The following is a 19606-nucleotide window of genomic DNA, read 5'->3' on the forward strand; positions in this document are numbered from 1 at the left end:
ATTAGCGATTCTCCTTACCGTTTTCCTTCGACCGAAACGGCTCCGGGACTCGGCATTTCCGGGACTTGCGTTGCGGTGCGATGACGGGGCATGACTGCGCCGCTCGCAGACCCAACCATCCAGGAGACATGATGCGAATATCCCAGCGTGCCGTCAGAGCCACGGCCGTCGCGCTCAGTGCGGCCATGATTGTGGCCGTGTCCGACGTCTCCTTTTCTTCCGCCATGGCGCAAGCGCCTCAAAAACAAGCGCCGCAGAACATGGCGCCAGCCGCAGGAAAAACCATGACCACAGCTTCAGGCCTCAAGATCGAAGACACCATCGTTGGCACCGGCGCAACGCCAGCCAAGGGACAGACCTGCGTAATGCATTACACCGGCTGGCTCTATGAGAACGGTGTCAAGGGCAAGAAATTCGACTCGTCGGTCGATCGCAACGAGCCGTTCGAATTCCCGATCGGCATGTCGCGTGTCATCAAGGGCTGGGACGAAGGCGTCGCCACCATGAAGGTCGGGGGCAAGCGCACGCTGATCATTCCGCCGGATCTCGGCTATGGCGCGCGTGGTGCCGGCGGCGTGATCCCGCCGAATGCGACGTTGATCTTCGACGTCGAATTGCTCGGCGTCAAATAAGCCCGATCCAATGAACCTACGCCTGCGCAATCCTGCGCAGCAACGTCCGTGATGCTTCCTCGCCGGCATAGATGTCGGCGAGGGGCGCTGCCTTCGCGATGAAGGGGGCCTTGTCCGGCTTGACGAATGTCACGCCCATCGCTTCGACCTGCAGGCGCGTTTGCGCCTCGAATGCGGTCCACAACTCGTTCATGTGATGATAGGAGAGCGCCGCGGCTTCGCGGATAATCTCCCGCTGCTTTGGCGTCATGCTGTTGAGCCGGCCGGTGCCCACCAGCAGCACGTCCGGGATCATGGTGTGTTCGTCGAACGAATAATGCGTCGCGACTTCGGCGTGCTTGCCGACGATCAACGCTGCCACGCTGTTCTCCGCACCATCGACCAGTCCCGACTTCAGTGCGACATAGACATTGCTCCATGACAGTTCGACGCCCTCGGCGCCGAACAACTGCATGAGCTTGGCCATCGTCTCCGATGGCTGGATGCGGATTTTCAAGCCCTTCAGATCATCGGGATGGAGGATCGGCTTGCGGCCGTAGAAGCTGCGCGCGCCGGCATCGTAGAAGGTCAGGCCGGTGAGGCCCTTCGATGTGGTCGAGCCCAGAACGTCGCTGCCGATCTCGTTGCTCGTCACCTTCAGCCAATGCGCGCGATCGCGGAACGTGAAGGGCAGGTTGAGAACCTTGTAAGCAGGATGGAGACGTTCGAGCACGCTGGCGCTGACCTTCAGGAAATCCAGTTTGCCGGCCTGCACCTGCGACAGCAGGTCGACCTCCTGACCGAGCTGCCCGTCTGCAAATAGCGCGATGTCGAGTTCGCCCTGCGAACGCTCGCGTGCTGCATCGGCAAAGTACTGCATGGCGGGGTGAACAGGATGGCTGGTCGGAAGACTATGGGCGAGGCGCATCTTCAGCGGCTCGGCGCGCAGCACTGCAGGGCAGGCGATTGCCAGTCCCGCGGTCAGCAAAAGGCGGCGCCGTGACAGCATTGGATAGCCTGTGGTTCTGGCTGGAAAGCGTGTGCCGGTACGGCGCAGTCCCGCGCCCGGAGATCATGTTACGTCGTAACCCCTGAAGTTTAAAGTCTGGCGCCGGCTACTTTGGGGTGATTGTTTGGAGCAGGGCGACGTAGCGGTTTTTGGCATCCGGCGGGACCGCGCCGCGGCTGGCGAGATGATGCACGCAGTTCAGCGCCAGATCGAACGAACCGTAGCAATGATGTGCGATCAGCGCGAGGTGCTTGAGCTGTTCGCTGTCCATCGCCTCGGCCTGGATGAAATCCCTGACATAGACGACATCAGCCTCGACGAGTTGATTGATGGCGGCAGCAGGATTTGGCCCCATCATGGGCGCGATCATCTTCTTGTTGATGGCCGCGAACATGTGCGGAATGAAGCCGAGGCTGCGGAGCTCGAGATCGATGTCGCCGAACACCGGCTGTTTCGCATAGAGCGGCACGAAGGAGACCTCGGTCTGAATGGCGACAGCCTTTGCCAGCTTGCTGCGACCGTTCCTGAACACCGACAGTTCGCCGCCCTGGATGTCGATTTTCAAGAGATCGATGCGCTCGATCTCGGCGATATCGTCGAGCCGCCTCGTATCGATCGGGAGCCTGTCGACGACGCGTCCGAGCTCTGTGAAGTTCGGAAAGTGCATGAGTGTTTTCGGCTCAGGCTGCAGCAGGCTGGCAAAGCCGATGCCGCGGCAGATATTCAGCGTATGGCTGCTGCCATCGCCGACGGCATAGGGCAGGTAGGTTTCCAGCGCGCTCTTGCGTTGCTGCAACTCTGCCAGTGCCTGAGGATGCGGATCGAAGCCGGTGACGCGGCAGAGCCCGCGTTGCAGCATGGGCTTGTAGGGCGGATCGCCATCGATGGGGTTGGCGCCGATATCGACGACGTCGGTCAGCCGCGCGGGCTGGAGCAGCGCGGATAAGCCATCATCATTGCGTCGAATCGTGCCCTCGCGCATGCGTACCTTTCAAGCGAATGGTGCGACAATGCGTGTTTCGGCGGGCGCGATCTGTGTGTCAGAACGTCGCACGACAAGTCGGGCAGCCAGGGCACTTGCGCCGGAAATGGGGGACGGAATGAAGCACGAACAGAGAGACGACGCCGAGCGCCGCCGCCCCATCCATCATTCGCCACCATTCTGGATCGGCGTGGTTCTGTGTCTGGCGGCAATCGTCATCTACGTGATGTCTTACGACCTGTCGTGGCCGGTCGCTAAATAACGACGCTCACGCTTTCTTTGGCTTCTTCTTTGTCGAGGCGTTCAGCGTCACCGCAGCGCGGATGAGCGCCTTCAGCGCCTTTTCATCCAGCTTGTCGCCTTCGTGAATATCGATGGCCCGCCGGGTGTTGCCGTCGAGGCTGGAGTTGAACAGGCCTGACGGGTCATCGAGCGACGCGCCCTTCGCAAAGGTCATCTTCACGACCGCCGTGTAGGTCTCGCCGGTGCAGATGATGCCCGCATGTTCCCAGACCGGAACGCCGCGCCACTTCCATTCCTCGACCACGTCCGGGACAGCCTGCCTGATGATCTTTCGGAGGCGAGCGAGCATCTCGCCGCGCCAGTCGTCCAGCTCCTTGATCTTCGAGTCGATAAGCCGAGAGGGGGAGCCTGCCTCGTCGATCTTGGTCGATGTAATGGACGTCTTTTTTGCCATGCGCTCCCTCTCCGAGGACTGGCGCCACGCAGTCGTGTTGGTGGTGCTTACCTACGTGTCATAAAAATAAACCCGCCCGTTTGGAGCGTCCAGCCTTCCACCGCAGGCGAGCGAAAAATGGCCAGGCGCTGCGTATGCCGGATCGCGAACCAATTCCTGTGTCACGAAATTGCGTGTAGCCTCGAACCATCAGCGCATTGCGTGATTCGTAGCGTCTTTCTTATCCAGATCAGTTGCATTCGAGAGCATTCCGCCCGTCACGGCGTGTTTGTTTTCATCAACTATGTCGCGACCATTCTGCTGAATGGCAAAAGCAGATTTTTAAGAAGTGCCGCGTTAGTCGTGACAGGAGCATTCGCCTACATGACTCGGGGGAGTCCGGATATGACGTATCGCCACGCTGTCACTCTTGCAGCTGCCCTGTTGGGGGGCATCGGCGCCGTTCAGGCCCAGAGCCTGCCATCCTACATGGCGCCCATCTCCGGACTGACCACCACGACACCGGCCGAGACAGCTACCAGGGACATGCTCGCGCTCAATACCGGCATGTTCGAGCTCTATGGTGAGGCAGGGAAGGTGTTCCGCACCAACATCCTCGCCAAGCATCCCGTGATCCTCGGCCTGTTTTCGGGCGCAGGCGGCAAGTTCACGTTGTATCAGCCGGGCAAACCGCCGCTCGATGCGCCCTCGGTGCCAATGGTCTATCAGCTGCTCAAGTCGGTCGGGCACAGCACCATGGCGCTGGCCGAAGTGGTCGGTCCGTATGTGAACAATCCTGACAACAAGTCCTGGCTCGGTTCGATGAGGGCCTATCGCAGCCGGATGCAGTCGGCGCTGGATGGTCTCGACCTCACGCCAATGCAGGCCGACTGGCGCGACAACAATCGCATCATTTTGCAGAACAACCTGGCTTTCATGGACGAGTGCATTGCCAAGGGCGTCATTCCCTTCGATACGCTGGAGACATTCGGCAAGAAGCAGGCACCCTATCTGGCCAAGAACGTCGCCTGGGCCGCGCAGACCCAGGTCAATCACTGGATGACGGTGCTGGGCGACTGGAAGAAGATGCTGGGTCCCGATTGGGACAAGGCCTATGCCGCCAGCAACACGATCTATGTGGCACGGCAGAACAACGTGCTGTTCAGCGTACTGGCGCAGTTCTTCCCGCCGGAGGCCATCAATGATCGCCTGCTGCTGATCGAGACCGTGTCGTTCACCACCACGCAGGCCGACATGCTGGAGTCGCTGACGCGCATCATCGCGGATCGCTCGGTGGGTTCGCTGTTCTTCGGCAACTATCACCTGATGGACTACGAATTGATGGGGGGCGACGCGCGCGCTGCCATCATCGCCGAGAGCGCCAAGCGCGGCATGACGCCGTTCCTGCCGCCCGTGGTGCCGTTCGGCTCCAACCAGTGGCCGACACTGATCACGACTGGACCGGGGCCGGCCACCATCGCCGATCTCAAATAGACTTCGCCGCACCGCAAGCAACTGTCGATCATGGGTGAAGGCATGGGAATCTCGCGGCGCGAGTTCATGAAGTGGGTGTCGGCGGGCGGTATCACGCTCAGCCTGTCGCGCCTTGCTGCAGCCGAGCAGGTGGCGTTTCCGGTACGCGAGACATTGCCGGGACGGGGCAAGTTGAATCCCGCTGTCGGGGGCGCAGGTCGCGTCGATGGCGTCGCCAAGGTCACCGGTTCGAAACTTTATGCATCGGATTTTCGGGCGAATGACCTGCCGGGCTGGCCCGAGAAAACCTCGCACGCCATCCTGGTGCGGGCGCCGGATGCCATGCATGTCTATCTCGGCATGGATCTCGCGCGGCTGAACGGCGCACTGAAACCTACGGTGATCGTCACCGCAGCGGATCTCGCCAGGATCAACGCCCGCGTGCCAGCCTACTATGAGGGCGATCTGTTCTGTCCCGTCGGCAAAACGCCGCTCTATATGGGACAGCCCGTTGCTCTTCTGATTTTCGAGACATTCGACGCCTATGACCGCGCGCGGATCGCCTTGCGCGACGGCACCTTCGTGCAGTTCGGCGAGGAAACCGGCCCGATCGAGATGCCGAACTATGCGGCGTATCGTTTCACCCGTGTCGCCGGCGCCACGCCCGATGCGCCCGATCTCTATTCGCCGGTCCTTGCCGGCTGGGTGACGCCCGGCCGTACCCAGGCATCGGCGCTGCCGGTATGGTCCTCGACCGCGCACAAGAACGAGGCCGGTTACGAGAAGGCTGCGGTCTATGGCGACCAGATCCGTGCCGAGATCGCCGCCAGCGAGTCTTCGGCTCTGGTGCTGGATCGCACTTTCGATACGCAGTCCGTCGATCCGATGTTCCTGGAGCCGGAATGCGGGCTCGGCTGGTATAGCGGGAAGACCAAGGCGCTTGAACTGGTACTCGGTGTGCAGTCGCCCTATGAGGCTGCGGAAACCGTCGCCTTCTTGCTCGCCGAGGCGAAAGCGCCGTTCAAGCCGACCGCGATCAACGCGCATTTCGCTTATGTGGGCGGCGGCTTCGGCGGCCGCGACCACACGCCATTCATTCTGTATGTGACGCTGGCGGCGATGTTCTTCCCGGACCGTCCGGTGCGGCTCGCCCATGATCGCTATCAGCAGTTCCAGGGCGGCATCAAGCGCCACGCCATCAAGATGCGCTCGCGCATGTCCGTCGATCGCGCCTCCGGCAAGATCACGGCCTTTGCCGCCGATCACGTGCTCGATGGCGGCGGCCTCGCCAATTTCTCGGCCAATGTCGCCACCTGTGCCGCAACGGCCGCGATCGGCATCTATGACGTACCCAAGGTCGATGTCACCACTGTGGCGCAGCATACCCGCGGCGTAACCGCAGGCTCGATGCGCGGCTACGGCTCGCTGCAGACCATGACTGCGCTGGAAGTTCTGATCGACGAGGCGGCGCTTGCGCTGAAACTCGATCCCATCGACTTCCGGCGGCGCAATGCCCTGAAGCAGGATGGCCGCACCATGACCGGCAATCCCTACATCGTCTCGGTGCGCACCGCGGAGGTTCTGAACAAGCTCGAACAGCATCCGGTCTGGCAAGGGCGTGCGGCGGAGAAGGCGCGTGCCGCGAGCGGCGTGCTGGTCGGCACGGGCGTGGCCTGCGTGACCAAGGATTACGGCACCGGCGGAGACTGCTCGAACGGCCGCGTCGAACTCGGTCCCGATGGCAGGATCACGATCTTCTGCGACCATGTGGAGATGGGCAACGGCATCGGCACGGCGCTCGCCAATCGCGTCGCATTGCATCTCGGCGGCATCGCCGATGAGGTGGCAGTGTCGCAGGTCGGCGTGTTCGACGCGATGGAGCTGGTGACCTCCGGCGACTGCTACACCATGGATCAGAAGACTCAGGACAAGGCCGAGAAGGATCCGCGCTGGGTGCCGGCGATCAGTTCGGCCACCTCGGCCTCGATCGGCGCCCATGTCGGAACCCATGCGGCGGCGGAAGCCGCGCGGGTGATCTTCCGCTTCGGTCTGTGGCCAGCTGCGCTGTCGCTCTGGAACATCGGACCGCGCGATCCGCGCGTCAGGGATTTTGCCAAGGCGCAGTGGAAGGACGGCCAGTTGACCATGGCCGGCCTGCCGTCGCTGCCGCTCGCGAAACTCGCCGCGACTGCCCATGCGCGCAATCTCGTCACCGGTGCCGTGGCGCACGGGTTCTCGCGCTGGGCGTGGGCACGCGCACGTTTCCCCATTAATGGCGAGCAGTATCGCGCCGAGATCGACGGACTCGCTGTGCGGCGCCGCGCCGGCGAGTTCACGCGCATCAATCGCACCAGCGTGCTGTTCCCGCCGACCGACAACAACCGGATGGGCACGGCCTATACATCGGCATGCGGCGCGACCGTGCGGGTCGAGATCGAGAAGGCGACCGGCGCGCTGCGCATCGCCAAAGCCTATACCGTGTTCGAATGCGGGCAGGCGCTGGTGCCGGAGGTTGTGCTCGGCCAGGCGCAAGGTGGCTTCGCCATGGGCGTCGGCTATGCGCTGCTGGAGACGTTGCCGCCATTCGAAGGCGGGCCGGGCAACGGGCAATGGAATCTCGGCCAGTATCTGGTGGCGCGAGGATCCGACCTGTCACTGCGCGATGTCGAGATCGAGCTGATGCCGCCGCTGACGCCGGACGAATTGCCGAAGGGCATGGCCGAGGTGGTGATGATCCCCATTGTGCCGGCATTGCTCAACGCCATCCATGACGCCACCGGCCATCGCTTCGCAGCGCTGCCGGTGACACAGGCCATGCTCAAGGGAGCGCTCGCGTGACGACACTGGGCATCACCATCAACGGACAGGTCCATGCGCCCACCGAAGTGCGCGACGATCTCTCCATGAACGACTTCCTGCGCGAATATCTGGGCATGACCGGCACCAAGTTCGGCTGCGGTGCCGCGCAGTGTCTGAGCTGTGCCGTGATCGTCGATGAGCCCGACGGCACCAGTCATACCAGCCCGACTTGCGTTGTGTCCGCGGCGAGCTTCCACGGAAAATCCATTCGCACGGTCGAGGGCCATGCGAAGAACGGCGAACTGTCGCCGTTGCAGAAGGCCTTCATCAGGCATTTCGCGTTCCAGTGCGGCTACTGTACCGCCGGCTTTCTCAATGAAGGGCAGGTGCTGCTCGAGCAACTGGCCAGGACGCCGGTGCCGCGCGCCGGCCTCGAAGAACGGATCGCCGAGGCGCTCGACGGTCATTTGTGTCGGTGCACCGGCTACGTCAAATATCATGAGGCTGTGCTCGACGTGATCCTCAGCGACGCGAAGCGCTATCTCATTCAGGAGCCGCGCGGATGAGAGCCGAGACACGCGTCAAAACGCTGGTTGTCGTCGCGACGCTTGGGATGAGCATGCTCACGGCCTATGCCGCCGGGCAGGGCGCATCGAAAGGGCTGGCGAGCCCCGAGAGTTTCGATGGCATCGCCGATACCAATACGCGCTCGGCGGCGATCTTCACCGAACTCGGCAAGGTGCTGACCCATCCGCGCTGCGTGAACTGCCATCCCGCCGGCGACGTGCCACGGCAAAGCGATGCGCGGCGATTGCATCAGCCGCCGGTGACGCGTGGGTCCGATGGCCACGGCACTGCAGCGATGCGCTGCAACTCCTGTCACAAGGACGCCAATTTCGAACCGGGCCGCATCCCCGGTCATCACGAATGGCACCTCGCGCCGCGCGAGATGGCATGGGAAGGCAAAACCGTTGCCGAGATCTGCGCGCAGATCAAAGACCCCGCGCGCAATGGCGGCCGCAAGGTCGAGGATCTCATCGACCACATCGGCAAGGATACGCTGGTCGGCTGGGCCTGGGCGCCGGGCTACGGGCGCGCGCCTGCGCCGGGCACACAGGCTGAGGCGGGCGCCCTCATGGAAGCCTGGGCAAAGACCGGCGCAGCCTGTCCGGGCTAATGCCACGACGCCATTTCATTAGACGGGATGGCGATTCCAGCAGGATTCGCCGCGGCTCATGACTTTGAAAACCAAACGGTAGGGCAAGCTGGTTTTGCCTGAGCCGGAGGGCGCAATCGAATTCGCTGTCATGGTTTTAGAGACACCCGCGCCGGAGCCGCCGACTGTCAAAGCAGTTTAACTGGGCGACCATCGCCTCGCTGATCGAAACCTGCAAGCTCAACTCCGTAGATCCGCAGACTTGGCTGACCACCGCGCTCACTGCCGTAGTCAACCGGTCGGTTCGTCCGGCTTCGGCCAGAAGAGATGCAAACCGAGACGTCTAAAGCTCCCTCAAGAACTTGATCGTCAACTCTGATACTTCGGTCGGTCGCTCTTGCTGAAGCCAATGGCCCGCGTCTTGAAGAACGTAGGAGCCGCGCAGGTCGGAAACCAGGTTCGGCATTGCTGCGACGATCTGATCCATACCGGGTATGCTGAAGCCAGTATCGCGCTCGCCGATCATGAAAAGTGCGGGCACCCTGACCAGTTGGCCGACGCAGCCTTGCAGCAGTCCCCAATTGCGATCAAGATTGCGATAGTAGTTCAATCCTCCGGTGAAGCCTGACGACTCGAAGGCTCTGACCAGTTGGTCGAATTCTCGGCTGGGCAGCCATTCCGGTAGTCTGGCGGGAGTCGGGAGGTTTGCCAGCAACCCGGTGCTCCTCACAACCATTCCGAATGGATTGGGTGTCCCATCGCCCGGCTTGCGCCGACCCGCGTCCCCACTTGCCGCGAAAATGAGCTTGCGAAGAGTCAAGCTCACGTCGCGGCTAAACTCCTCCTCGGCGAGCTTCGGTTCTTGAAAATACAGCGTGTAGAAGAGCGCTTCTTCGGTCTGCGGGAAAATCTTCGAGGGTGACACGGGTGGCTGTCCCATCATCGGCACGCTGAGTGCGACGACAGCACGGAACCGATCGGGTCGCAGCAGCGCGGCTTGCCATGCAATTGTCGCACCCCAATCGTGGCCGACGACGACAGCCTGTTGCTCACCAAGCGCATCGAGGAGTGCCACCAAGTCGCCAACGGCGTGAAAGACCGTGTATTGATCCAGGTGCTTTGGCGCGTCGGTACTGCCATAACCTCTCATATCCGGCGCAACGGCGCGGTAACCAGCCTGTGCAAGTGCATTGATCTGGTGTCGCCATGCGTATTTGGTCTCAGGGAAACCGTGGCAAAACAGAACTAACGGGCCTTGACCGGCATCGAGGATGCTCATGTTGATCGTTCGGGTCTGAATAATTGTCTCTTTCATGGACGCCTCTTGATTGGTTGGCAGCGCAATTGATGGAAAGGCGATCACGAACGGCGAAAACTCAAAAACTGGAGGCGTCGCATGTGCGCTCCTTCTCTAGCGTAACAACATATGTTACGTTATAGGTTGGATGTCAAGATATCGTAACCGATATTGTTACGGAAGGGGCGCGATGAAGACCGATGGTCGGCTTGCTAGAATGCTGCATGTGTTGGTTCACATGGGACTACTCGGTGGCAGGGAAACGTCAGAACGAATTGCGCAGATGCTCAACACAAATCCCGTTGTTGTGCGCCGCACGCTCGGGGCACTGCGTGAACATGGGATCGTTGAATCCGAAGGCGGCCGAGGAGGCGGTTGGAAACTGACCCGGTCGCTCGACCAGGTGACGGTGCTTGACGTCCAGCGCGCTCTAACCGAAGGACCTATCCTCGCTGCGCCCATCTCGCGAGATCACCCGACTTGCCCAGTCGAGCGTGCGTCCAATTCTGTGCTGGAAAAGGCGCATGCTGCTGCAGAGACCCAGCTCATTGCGAAGTACGCTGCCACCACACTCGCGCAGATAGCAAAAGACGCCAAACATAAGGCGTCCGGGAGGCGGAACTAACGAAGTGCCGGGGAGCTGGTCCCTGTTTATGCCACCTAAATTTCAGCCAGCGCCGCGAGCTGGCGTTCTCTGCCAGCCTGCCGGATACCAAGTCTTCAACGGCCGAACTCAAATCTTCATAGGAGAAGTCGGCGCGGCGCCGAAGAAGGTTGCAGCAGCTTTGAAAAATTCGTCGCGATCTGTCCAATCCATGATCCGATATGATCAGCGCGATCACAAACGCCAAACCTGCAAAGACCCATTGCAAGTTATTGAAAGTATTGGAGTCGGGAAATGAAGTGGCGATCCCAGCAGGATTCGAACCTGCAACCCACGGAGTAGAAATCCGTTACTCTATCCAGTTGAGCTATGGGACCGATGCGTCGTCATATCATCGTCGGTTTGGCTTGGACAGACCGGCCGAAATGGCGGGATTCGCGTGGTGCTTTCAAGGCCCTGATTGGCGTCCGCGCCGGCCCTTGGTCTGGCCTTTCTCTTGCTGATTGAGCGGTGAACCCGCGATTTCAGCCAGAAAGTGTGCCGACTTGATCCGCTTTTCGTCCCAAAACCGAACGTCCGCCTTTGCCTTTAACGCTGCCGCAATTCCTGTCCCGTTTGGGGATCACTTGGCGGCGTCGAGGTCAGCGGACCGGCGGCCCCTAAGGCTTCGGCGGCGGGGGCCGCGATGGTGGCATGCCATCCTTGCCATTGTCGTTGGAGATGCCGTGCTGGCGGGGATCGCCTGGCTCGCCGTCGACCTCGTCCTCAAATAGCCGCTCCGGGAAGCCGTATTGCCTGGTCACGAAACGGCCGGCCATATAGGAAATCTGGCACGCAATCAGACATCCCGTCGTGACCGCCACACCACCCAGCGCCGGGAAACCCTGGCTCCATGTCGCGACAGCTGACATCACGGCGACCAGCACGGTCGTCACGACAATGACCCATACGGGGCCGACGAGTCCGACGGCGAGGCCCGCGAGTGAACTTGTCGCCAGAAGCAGTTCGATCATGATGCGATGCGCCCACAACAACCGAGCGGTCGGCGATCGCCGTGATCATCCGATGCCGCAAGGCGCACCCATCTGACCGCAGCTGGAAGACTTGGGTACCCGCGATCTCCGGTCGTCCCCAACAGGCTGCTTTTAGTCTTAACGTGTCGCGTTTGATTAAAACGCGCGGGGCAATGAGGGGCGGCCCGGCCGGTCTTGCCCGTAGGACGCGTTGCAAAACTGTCACCAAAATCGTCGGCATGCGCTCGAACCGTTTCCCGCACAGGGGCGACCAATCGTCAGTGACGTGGTTTTGCTTCCGGCAAGGCCCGCCACCATGATGCGCCGCGGCTTGCGCGTGGGGTTGCGATTTGAGTTACTCAGGTTCGTCACATGATGTTGCCGGCGATCGTCGTGTCTCGCGTTGCGCCGGTGGAGAGACTCGCGAACAAGCTGGCCATCAGTCCGTCACCGTTTTTACGCAGATTTGAATCCAGGCGGCATTCGTCCGTGCAGGGGAGTTGTCCATGATTGGTCTGGTTCGCGCCGTCACTGTCTGCGCCGCGCTGGCGTTCGGCCTCGTCTCGGCTCACGCGGCCGACAAGGCTTTCCGGCGGGATGAGCTGGCGGATTCCGCGATCAAGCTCGAGGCCCAGATCAAGAAGGAGGCCGGACCGGTCGCCAAGAGCGCAGCCACGCTGCGCACCGACGCGGACGCCGCCTTCAAGCGCTCCGATTTCCGCGCCGGTCTGCAGACGCTGGGCCAGATCGTGGCGATTGCGCCCGACGACAGCGCCAACTGGCTGCGGCTTGCCAAGACCATCTTCCAGATCCGCCCGACGACCTCCTCGGAAACGACGTTCCTGCGCGAGCGCGCGGCGACGGCGGCCTATATCGCCTATCAGCGCGCCGGCAATGCCGGCGAGGAGGCCGAGGCGCTGGCCGTGCTCGGCCGTGCCATGGAAGAACGCAAGCTGTGGCGCCCGGCGCTGGATGCGCTGCGCCTGTCGCTCGAGATGCGCGAAGTCGCCGATGTCCGCGGCCAATACGAGAAGCTGCGCGATGATCACGGCTTCCGCTTGCTCGATTACACTGTGGACTCGGATTCCGCCTCGCCACGGGCCTGTTTCCAGTTCTCCGAAGAACTCGCCAAGCGGGTCGATTTCGCACCGTTCCTGGCGTTCGCCGGCAGCGACAAGCCGGCACTGACCTCCGAGGACAAGCAGCTCTGCGTCGAAGGCCTCAAGCATGGCGAGCGCTACAACATCAACCTGCGCGCCGGCCTGCCGTCCAGGGTGAAGGAGAGTCTGTCGAAATCGGCCGAGTTCAACATCTATGTGCGCGACCGCAAGCCGTTCGTGCGTTTCACCGGCCGCGCCTATGTGCTGCCGCGCACAGGCCAGCAGGGCATCCCCGTGGTCTCGGTCAACACCCAGGCTGTCACTGTAAATGTGTTCCGGATCGGCGATCGCAATCTGATCAACACTGTCATCGGCAGCGACTTCCAAAAGGCACTGAGCAAGTACCAGCTTGAGAGCCTCGGCGACGAGCGCGGCGTGAAGGTCTGGACCGGCGAACTGGCCACAGCCTCCACGCTGAATGCCGACGTCACCACCGCATTTCCAGTCGATCAGGCCATCGGCGAATTGCAGCCCGGCGTCTATGTCATGACCGCCGCGGCGAAGGGGCCGGGCTCCGGCAGCGGTGACGACGACGGCTCGCTGGCGACCCAGTGGTTTATCGTCTCGGATTTAGGCCTCACGGCGTTCTCCGGCAATGACGGCATCCACGTCTTCGTCAATTCGCTGGCGTCCACCGATCCGATGGCCAAGGCGGACGTCCGGCTGGTCGCGCGCAACAACGAGATACTCGCCACAAAGAAGACCGATGACTCCGGCCATGTGCTGTTCGAGGCAGGGATGGCCAAAGGCGAGGGCGGTTTGTCGCCGGCGTTGCTGACGGTGACATCGGACAAGAACGACTATGCGTTCCTGAGTCTCAAATCGAACGCCTTCGACCTTAGCGATCGTGGCGTCTCGGGCCGTGCGGTTCCCGCCGGTGCCGATGCCTTTGTCTATGCCGAGCGCGGCGTCTATCGCTCCGGTGAGACGGTTTACCTCACCGCACTGTTGCGCGACGGACAGGGCAATGCCGTGACTTCCGGTCCGATGACCCTCGTGGTCGAACGGCCGGATGGCGTCGAGTTCCGCCGTGCCGTCCTGCAGGATCAGGGCGCTGGTGGCCGCAGCCTGACATTGCCGCTGAATTCTGCGGTTCCGACCGGCACCTGGCGTGTTCGTGCCTTCACCGATCCGAAGGCGCCATCGATCGGCGAGACCACTTTCATGGTCGAGGATTACGTCCCGGATCGGATCGAATTCGAGATATCTTCCAAGGACAAATTCATCAAAGCTGATGCTCCTGTAGAACTTAAGGTGGATGGTCGTTTCCTCTATGGCGCACCCGCGTCGGGCCTGCAGCTCGAAGGCGATCTGCTTGTCAGCCCAGCCGCCAGCCGTCCAGGATTCACCGGCTACCAGTTCGGCGTGGCCGACGAGGAAAGCGCCAGCAACGAACGCACGCCGATCGAGAATCTGCCAGCGGCCGATGCAAATGGCGTCGCCACGTTCCCGGTCAGCCTCGCCAAGCCGCCGTCGTCGACGCGGCCGCAGGAAGCACAAATATTCCTTCGCATGACTGAAGCGGGTGGCCGCGCTGTCGAGCGCAAGTTCGTGCTGCCCGTCGCGCCCAACGCGCCGATGATCGGCGTCAAGCCGCTGTTCAAGGACAAGAACGTCGCTGAGGGGGATAATGCCGCGTTCGACGTCGTGGTGGTATCGCCGGAGGGAACCTCGCTGGCGCGCAGCGGCCTGCGTTACGAATTGCTCAAAATGGAATCGCGGTACCAATGGTACCGGCAGAATTCATCCTGGGATTACGAGCCCGTCAAATCGATCAAGCGCGTGGCCGATGGCGACCTCACCATTGCCGCCAATGCGCCGGCCCGTATCTCGCTGCAGCCGCAGCCCGGCCGCTATCGTCTCGACGTGAAATCCAATGAAGCCGATGGACCGATCACGTCGGTGCAGTTCGACGTTGGCTGGTATTCCGACGGCAGCGCCGATACGCCGGACCTGCTGGAGACCTCCATCGACAAGCCTGAATATCTGTCGGGCGACACCATGACCGTTTCGGTCAATGCCCGCGCGGCCGGCCTTCTGACAATCAACGTGCTCGGCGACCGCCTGCTAACCACCCAGAACGTCGCGGTCAAGGAAGGGCAGTCGCAGATCAAGATCCCAGTCGGCAAGGACTGGGGCACGGGTGCCTATGTAGTGGCGACGCTGCGCCGGCCGCTCGACGCAGCCGCCAAGCGCATGCCGGGCCGCGCCATCGGGCTGAAGTGGTTCGGTATCGACAAGAAGGCGCGAACGCTGGATGTCGCTCTATCGCCGCCGGCACTGATCCGCCCGAGCACCACACTGAGGCTGCCGGTGAAAGTCGGCGGGCTCAATCCCGGTGAGGACGCCAAGATCGTCGTTGCCGCGGTCGATGTCGGCATTCTCAACCTGACCAACTACAAGCCGCCTGCGCCGGATGACTATTATCTCGGCCAGCGCCGCATGACGTCGGAAATTCGTGACATCTACGGGCAGCTGATCGACGGCATGCAGGGCACGCGCGGTCAGCTACGCACCGGTGGCGATAGTGCCGGCGCGCAGATCGAGGGCTCGCCGCCCACGCAGAAGCCGATGGCGCTGTATTCCGGCATCGTCACTGTGGCTGCAGATGGCACCGCGCAGATTGATTTCGAGATCCCGGAATTCGCCGGCACCGCGCGCGTGATGGCCGTGGCATGGACCGCGACCAAGCTCGGCCGTGCGACCGTGGATGTCACGGTGCGCGATCCGGTGGTGCTGACGGCGACGCTGCCGCGTTTCCTGCTGTCGGGCGACCAAGGCACCATGAGCTTCGACCTCGACAATGTCGAAGGCGCGGCCGGTGACTACACCATCTCCGTCAAGACCTCGGGGCCCGTGAAACTCACCGGCAATCCGGCGACGACTGTGAAACTGGCTGCCAAGCAGCGCAGTTCCATGGCGCTGGCCATCGATGCATCGGGTGCGGGCTCGGCGCAGTTCGACGTCGATATCAAGGGACCGAATGGCCTGACACTGGCGCGGCATTACGTTCTGGACGTCAAAGCGGCCACGCAGGTGCTGGCGCGGCGGTCGATCCGTACGCTGGCGAAGGGCGAGAGCCTGACGCTGACATCGGACATGTTCTCCGATCTGGTGACGGGCACCGGCGGCGTTTCGCTGTCGGTCAGCCTGTCGACCGCGCTGGATGCTGCGACTATCCTCAAGGCGCTGGATCGATATCCCTATGGCTGCTCGGAGCAGATCACCAGCCGCGCGATGCCGCTATTGTATGTCAATGATCTCGCGGCCGGCGCGCATCTGGCGATGGACACCGGGGTCGATCAGCGTATCAAGGACTCGATCGACAGACTGCTGGCGCGCCAGGGCTCGAATGGCTCGTTTGGCCTGTGGTCCGCAGGCGGCGATGATGCCTGGCTCGACGCTTACGTCACGGATTTCCTGACCCGTGCCCGTGAAAAGGGCTTTGTGGTGCCGGACGTGCTGTTCCGTGCTGCACTCGACCGCGTCCGTAATTCGGTGGTCAATGCTGACGAGCCGGAGAAGGACGGCGGCCGCGATCTTGCTTACGGACTCTATGTGCTGGCCAAGAACGGCACCGCGCCGATCGGCGACCTGCGCTATCTCGCCGATACCAAGCTGAACAACCTGGCGACGCCGATCGCCAAGTCGCAGCTTGCGGCGGCACTGGCGCTGGTCGGTGACCGTGCCCGCGCCGAGCGTGTCTATGCGGCAGCAGTTGAAAGCCTCGCGCCGAAGCCGATCATCGAGTTCGGCCGCGTCGATTACGGCTCGGCGCTGCGCGATGCCGCAGCACTGGTCTCGTTGGCGAGCGAGGGCAATGCTCCGCGTGCCACGCTGACGCAGGCCGTCCAGCGCGTCGAAGCGGCGCGTGGCCTGACGCCGTTCACCTCGACGCAGGAGAATGCGTGGCTGGTACTGGCGTCGCGTGCACTGGCCAAGGAAGCCAATACGCTGGCGCTCGACGTCAACGGTTCGCCGGTGAAGACCGCGCTCTATCGCAGCTACAAGGCCGCGGAGATGGCGGGGCAGCCGATCAAGATCACCAACACCGGCGATACACCGGTGCAGGCCGTTGTCTCGGTCTCCGGTTCGCCGATCACAGCGGAACCGGCTGCATCGAACGGCTTCAAGATCGAGCGCAATTACTTCACGCTCGACGGCAAGCCTGCCGATGTCACCAAGGCCAAGCAGAATGATCGCTTCGCCGTGGTGCTGAAGATCACCGAGGCCAAGCCGGAATACGGGCACATTATGGTGGCCGATTATCTCCCGGCCGGTTTCGAGATCGACAATCCGCATCTGGTGTCGTCGGGGGACAGCGGCACGCTGGACTGGATTGAAGACGGTGAGGAGCCGGAGAATACCGAGTTCCGCGATGATCGCTTCACGGCGGCGATCGACCGGAAGAGCGACGACAAGGCGGTGTTCACGGTCGCCTATATCGTTCGCGCGGTGTCGCCCGGCAAATACGTGCTGCCGCAGGCCTATGTGGAGGACATGTATAATCCGTCGCGCTACGGACGGACCGGGACAGGTCGGGTCGAGGTTGCAAAGGCGAAATGAGTGAGGGTACGTCCACGTCACAGGGACCAACGTCACATGCGGCGTCATCCTTGGACTTGACCCGGGGATCCACCTTGCCGACCGGTGACTGCGACAAGATCGATGGCCGGGTCGAGCCCGGTCATGACGTGGGGAGGGGCTGGCATTTCATCCGGCGGCGATCGGTCAGGCGAGCATTCGTCACTGTGGCCGCTTCTATGGTCCTGAGTGGTGCAATCTTCGCTGCATGGATGGTCTCGCTTGGCCCGCTCCCACTCGAACAGGCACGGGAGATCTCCACCACCGTCATCGACCGCAACGGCAAACTGCTGCGCGCCTATGCCATGGCCGATGGACGCTGGCGGCTTCCGGTCGACGCAAAGACCTCCGTCGATCCCGGCTATCTCAACCTGCTGCTCGGCTACGAAGACAAACGCTTCTATAGCCATCACGGCGTTGATCCGCTGGCGCTCGGCCGCGCCGCGCTTCAACTCGTCACCCGCGGCGAGATCGTGTCGGGTGGCTCGACTATCACGATGCAATTGGCGCGACTGATCGAGCCGCGCCAGCAGCGCTCGATATCGGCAAAGATCCGTCAGGCCGTGCGCGCCCTGCAGATCGAACGGCAGATGAGCAAGGACGAGATCCTCAATCTCTATCTGGCACTGGCGCCGTTCGGCGGCAATCTCGAAGGCATTCGGGCGGCGTCCATCGCCTATTTCGGCAAGGAGCCGAAGCGCCTGTCGCTGGCGGAGAGCGCGCTGCTGGTGGCGCTGCCGCAGTCGCCTGAGCATCGCCGGCTCGATCGCCATCCCGGAAATGCTCGCGTGGCGCGCGACCGCGTGCTGGAACGCATGGTGAGTGAGGGCAGGGTCTCCGCCTCCGACGCCATACAGGCCAGGGCCACTAGCGTGCCCAAGCTGCGCAAGCCGATGCCAATCCTGGCGCCGCATTCGGCGGACCAGGCGACGTTGCTGCACAGGGATCGTCCCGTCATCAAGCTGGCACTGGATGCTGGCATCCAGCGCGCGCTGGAAGGCCTCGCCCGTGACCGCGCAGCGGCGCTGGGCAACAACATCTCCATCGGCCTGATCGCGGTCGACAACGAGAGCGGCGACGTGCTCGCTCATGTCGGCTCGCCCGATTATTTCGATGATCGCCGCGCCGGACAGGTCGATATGACCCGCGCGGTGCGTTCGCCGGGCTCGACACTGAAGCCGTTCATCTACGGCCTCGCCTTTGAAGATGGCTTCGTGCATCCGGAAAGCCTGATCGAGGATCGGCCGGTTCGCTTCGGCACTTATGCGCCGGAGAATTTCGATATGAGTTTTCAGGGTACTGTGTCGGTCCGGAAAGCACTGCAGTTGTCGCTGAATGTGCCGGCGATTGCGCTGCTCGATCGCGTCGGCGCATCGCGCTTGTCGTCACGCCTGAAACCGGCCGGTGGCAATCTGGTGCTGCCGCCGGGCGAGACGCCCGGACTGGCCATGGGCCTCGGCGGCGTCGGCATTACGCTGCAGGACCTCGTCCAGCTTTATACGGGTGTGGCCCGGCTCGGCAGCGCCAAACCGTTGCGCGAGATCATGCAGGCCAATGGCGGCGACGATCGCGAGCCTTTGCGATTGATGGATCCGGTCGCGGCCTGGCAGGTCGGCAATGTCCTGATTGGGACGCCGCCGCCCGAGAATGCGGCGCATAACCGGATCGCCTTCAAGACCGGCACCAGCTACGGCTATCGCGATGCCTGGTCGGTCGGTTTCGATGGCCGCATGACGATCGGTGTCTGGGTCGGCCGTCCGGATGGCGCGCCGGTGTCGGGACTGGTTGGCCGCACGGCCGCAGCTCCGATTCTGTTCGATGCCTTTGCCCGCACCGGTAAGCTGCCGGCACCGCTGCCCAAGGCCCCCAAGGGGGCGCTAATGGCCAGCAACGCTAAATTACCGCTGCCGCTGCGTCGGTTCCGGCCGGTCGGTGAGTTGATCCGGACCGGCAGCGATCAGGCCCTTCATATCCAGTTCCCGCTGAACGGTTCCCGGATCGACGCCAGTGCCGGCGAAAATGCACTGTCGGCCGTGCCGGTCAAGGTGGCCGGCGGGGTCGCGCCCATGACCATGCTCGTCAACGGCGTGGCGGTCGGCGAGCTCGACAGCCGGCGCCAGCGGCTGATCGACCCGCCCGGTCCGGGCTTCGTCAGGCTGACGGTCATGGACGCCATGGGCGTGGCGGACACAGTTGTGGTCAGAATTCAATAAGCTCCGGCTAACTGGTTGTCCGGTCGGTG

14 protein-coding genes, 1 tRNA gene and 1 pseudogene are annotated in these 19606 nt (G+C 62.5%); 10 read left to right on the forward strand and 6 right to left on the reverse strand.

Annotation, left to right across the window (positions count from 1 at the left end; translation table 11 throughout):
* Positions 1-131 precede the first annotated feature (131 nt).
* Entirely contained in the window at positions 132-632 is a 501-nt protein-coding gene (locus tag AC1RLZ_RS12415) for an FKBP-type peptidyl-prolyl cis-trans isomerase (RefSeq protein WP_493188864.1), read from the forward strand.
* Positions 633-648: 16 nt separating this feature from the next.
* On the opposite strand, the gene AC1RLZ_RS12420 is transcribed toward AC1RLZ_RS12415, so the two are convergent.
* On the reverse strand, positions 649-1620 hold the full coding sequence (locus tag AC1RLZ_RS12420; RefSeq protein WP_493188865.1) for a TRAP transporter substrate-binding protein: 972 nt from the start codon (positions 1618-1620) through the stop codon (positions 649-651).
* 106 nt (positions 1621-1726) lie between these two features.
* Complete coding sequence (locus AC1RLZ_RS12425) at positions 1727-2602, reverse strand: FkbM family methyltransferase (RefSeq protein WP_493188866.1); 876 nt, start codon at positions 2600-2602, stop codon at positions 1727-1729.
* A 118-nt stretch (positions 2603-2720) separates the two neighbouring features.
* On the opposite strand from AC1RLZ_RS12425, the gene AC1RLZ_RS12430 reads away from it, so the two are divergent.
* Positions 2721-2864: a hypothetical protein gene (locus tag AC1RLZ_RS12430; RefSeq protein ID WP_493188867.1), complete on the forward strand. Its 144-nt coding sequence runs from the start codon at positions 2721-2723 to the stop codon at positions 2862-2864.
* Between the two features lie 6 nt (positions 2865-2870).
* On the opposite strand, the gene AC1RLZ_RS12435 is transcribed toward AC1RLZ_RS12430, so the two are convergent.
* On the reverse strand, positions 2871-3299 hold the full coding sequence (locus AC1RLZ_RS12435) for a DUF1801 domain-containing protein (RefSeq protein WP_493188868.1): 429 nt from the start codon (positions 3297-3299) through the stop codon (positions 2871-2873).
* Positions 3300-3683: 384 nt separating this feature from the next.
* Between AC1RLZ_RS12435 and AC1RLZ_RS12440 the strand changes: the two genes are divergently transcribed.
* The 5 genes and pseudogenes from AC1RLZ_RS12440 to AC1RLZ_RS12460 all read left to right on the forward strand — a co-directional run.
* Positions 3684-4772 carry a hypothetical protein gene (locus tag AC1RLZ_RS12440; protein ID WP_493188869.1) on the forward strand — a complete coding sequence of 363 codons (1089 nt, stop codon included), beginning with the start codon at positions 3684-3686 and terminating at the stop codon, positions 4770-4772.
* 42 nt (positions 4773-4814) lie between these two features.
* Complete coding sequence (locus AC1RLZ_RS12445) at positions 4815-7589, forward strand: xanthine dehydrogenase family protein molybdopterin-binding subunit (RefSeq protein ID WP_493188870.1); 2775 nt, start codon at positions 4815-4817, stop codon at positions 7587-7589.
* A complete protein-coding gene (locus tag AC1RLZ_RS12450; RefSeq protein WP_371421419.1) occupies positions 7586-8116 on the forward strand; it encodes a (2Fe-2S)-binding protein in 531 nt (176 codons plus the stop codon). Before AC1RLZ_RS12445 ends, AC1RLZ_RS12450 begins: the two co-directional genes overlap by 4 nt.
* Positions 8113-8727 (forward strand): Isoquinoline 1-oxidoreductase subunit, encoded by a 615-nt coding sequence (locus AC1RLZ_RS12455; RefSeq protein ID WP_493188871.1) that lies wholly within the window; start codon positions 8113-8115, stop codon positions 8725-8727. The genes AC1RLZ_RS12450 and AC1RLZ_RS12455 overlap by 4 nt, the downstream gene beginning before the upstream one ends.
* A gap of 179 nt (positions 8728-8906) precedes the next feature.
* A pseudogene (locus AC1RLZ_RS12460) lies at positions 8907-9053 on the forward strand (transposase domain-containing protein); the annotation flags it as partial.
* Here the strand turns inward: AC1RLZ_RS12460 and AC1RLZ_RS12465 are convergent.
* Positions 9050-10021 (reverse strand): alpha/beta fold hydrolase, encoded by a 972-nt coding sequence (locus AC1RLZ_RS12465; RefSeq protein ID WP_493188872.1) that lies wholly within the window; start codon positions 10019-10021, stop codon positions 9050-9052. The pseudogene AC1RLZ_RS12460 and the gene AC1RLZ_RS12465 overlap by 4 nt on opposite strands.
* Positions 10022-10193: 172 nt before the next feature.
* Between AC1RLZ_RS12465 and AC1RLZ_RS12470 the strand changes: the two genes are divergently transcribed.
* Positions 10194-10628 carry an RrF2 family transcriptional regulator gene (locus AC1RLZ_RS12470; RefSeq protein WP_493188873.1) on the forward strand — a complete coding sequence of 145 codons (435 nt, stop codon included), beginning with the start codon at positions 10194-10196 and terminating at the stop codon, positions 10626-10628.
* A 279-nt stretch (positions 10629-10907) separates the two neighbouring features.
* On the opposite strand, the gene AC1RLZ_RS12475 is transcribed toward AC1RLZ_RS12470, so the two are convergent.
* A tRNA-Arg gene (locus tag AC1RLZ_RS12475) sits at positions 10908-10984 on the reverse strand.
* Between the two features lie 282 nt (positions 10985-11266).
* Positions 11267-11620: a hypothetical protein gene (locus AC1RLZ_RS12480; RefSeq protein WP_371421430.1), complete on the reverse strand. Its 354-nt coding sequence runs from the start codon at positions 11618-11620 to the stop codon at positions 11267-11269.
* Positions 11621-12126: 506 nt separating this feature from the next.
* On the opposite strand from AC1RLZ_RS12480, the gene AC1RLZ_RS12485 reads away from it, so the two are divergent.
* Together AC1RLZ_RS12485 and pbpC are read left to right on the forward strand one after the other, a co-directional pair.
* A complete protein-coding gene (locus tag AC1RLZ_RS12485; RefSeq protein WP_493188874.1) occupies positions 12127-17346 on the forward strand; it encodes an alpha-2-macroglobulin family protein in 5220 nt (1739 codons plus the stop codon).
* 197 nt (positions 17347-17543) lie between these two features.
* Entirely contained in the window at positions 17544-19577 is a 2034-nt protein-coding gene (gene pbpC, locus AC1RLZ_RS12490; protein WP_493188936.1) for a penicillin-binding protein 1C, read from the forward strand.
* Positions 19578-19606: the final 29 nt, after the last annotated feature.

The organism is Tardiphaga sp. GW822-FHT04G09 (genome assembly GCF_058800725.1).

Excerpts from the sequence above, each read along its gene's own strand:
- AC1RLZ_RS12415 (WP_493188864.1), top strand. The coding sequence starts at position 132 with ATGCGAATATCCCAGCGTGCCGTCAGAGCCACGGCCGTCGCGCTCAGT.
- AC1RLZ_RS12480 (WP_371421430.1), bottom strand. The coding sequence starts at position 11,620 with ATGATCGAACTGCTTCTGGCGACAAGTTCACTCGCGGGCCTCGCCGTC.
- pbpC (WP_493188936.1), top strand. The coding sequence starts at position 17,544 with ATGGTCCTGAGTGGTGCAATCTTCGCTGCATGGATGGTCTCGCTTGGC.
- AC1RLZ_RS12470 (WP_493188873.1), top strand. The coding sequence starts at position 10,194 with ATGAAGACCGATGGTCGGCTTGCTAGAATGCTGCATGTGTTGGTTCAC.
- AC1RLZ_RS12420 (WP_493188865.1), bottom strand. The coding sequence starts at position 1,620 with ATGCTGTCACGGCGCCGCCTTTTGCTGACCGCGGGACTGGCAATCGCC.
- AC1RLZ_RS12455 (WP_493188871.1), top strand. The coding sequence starts at position 8,113 with ATGAGAGCCGAGACACGCGTCAAAACGCTGGTTGTCGTCGCGACGCTT.
- AC1RLZ_RS12465 (WP_493188872.1), bottom strand. The coding sequence starts at position 10,021 with ATGAAAGAGACAATTATTCAGACCCGAACGATCAACATGAGCATCCTC.
- AC1RLZ_RS12440 (WP_493188869.1), top strand. The coding sequence starts at position 3,684 with ATGACGTATCGCCACGCTGTCACTCTTGCAGCTGCCCTGTTGGGGGGC.
- AC1RLZ_RS12425 (WP_493188866.1), bottom strand. The coding sequence starts at position 2,602 with ATGCGCGAGGGCACGATTCGACGCAATGATGATGGCTTATCCGCGCTG.
- AC1RLZ_RS12435 (WP_493188868.1), bottom strand. The coding sequence starts at position 3,299 with ATGGCAAAAAAGACGTCCATTACATCGACCAAGATCGACGAGGCAGGC.
- AC1RLZ_RS12445 (WP_493188870.1), top strand. The coding sequence starts at position 4,815 with ATGGGAATCTCGCGGCGCGAGTTCATGAAGTGGGTGTCGGCGGGCGGT.
- AC1RLZ_RS12485 (WP_493188874.1), top strand. The coding sequence starts at position 12,127 with ATGATTGGTCTGGTTCGCGCCGTCACTGTCTGCGCCGCGCTGGCGTTC.
- AC1RLZ_RS12430 (WP_493188867.1), top strand. The coding sequence starts at position 2,721 with ATGAAGCACGAACAGAGAGACGACGCCGAGCGCCGCCGCCCCATCCAT.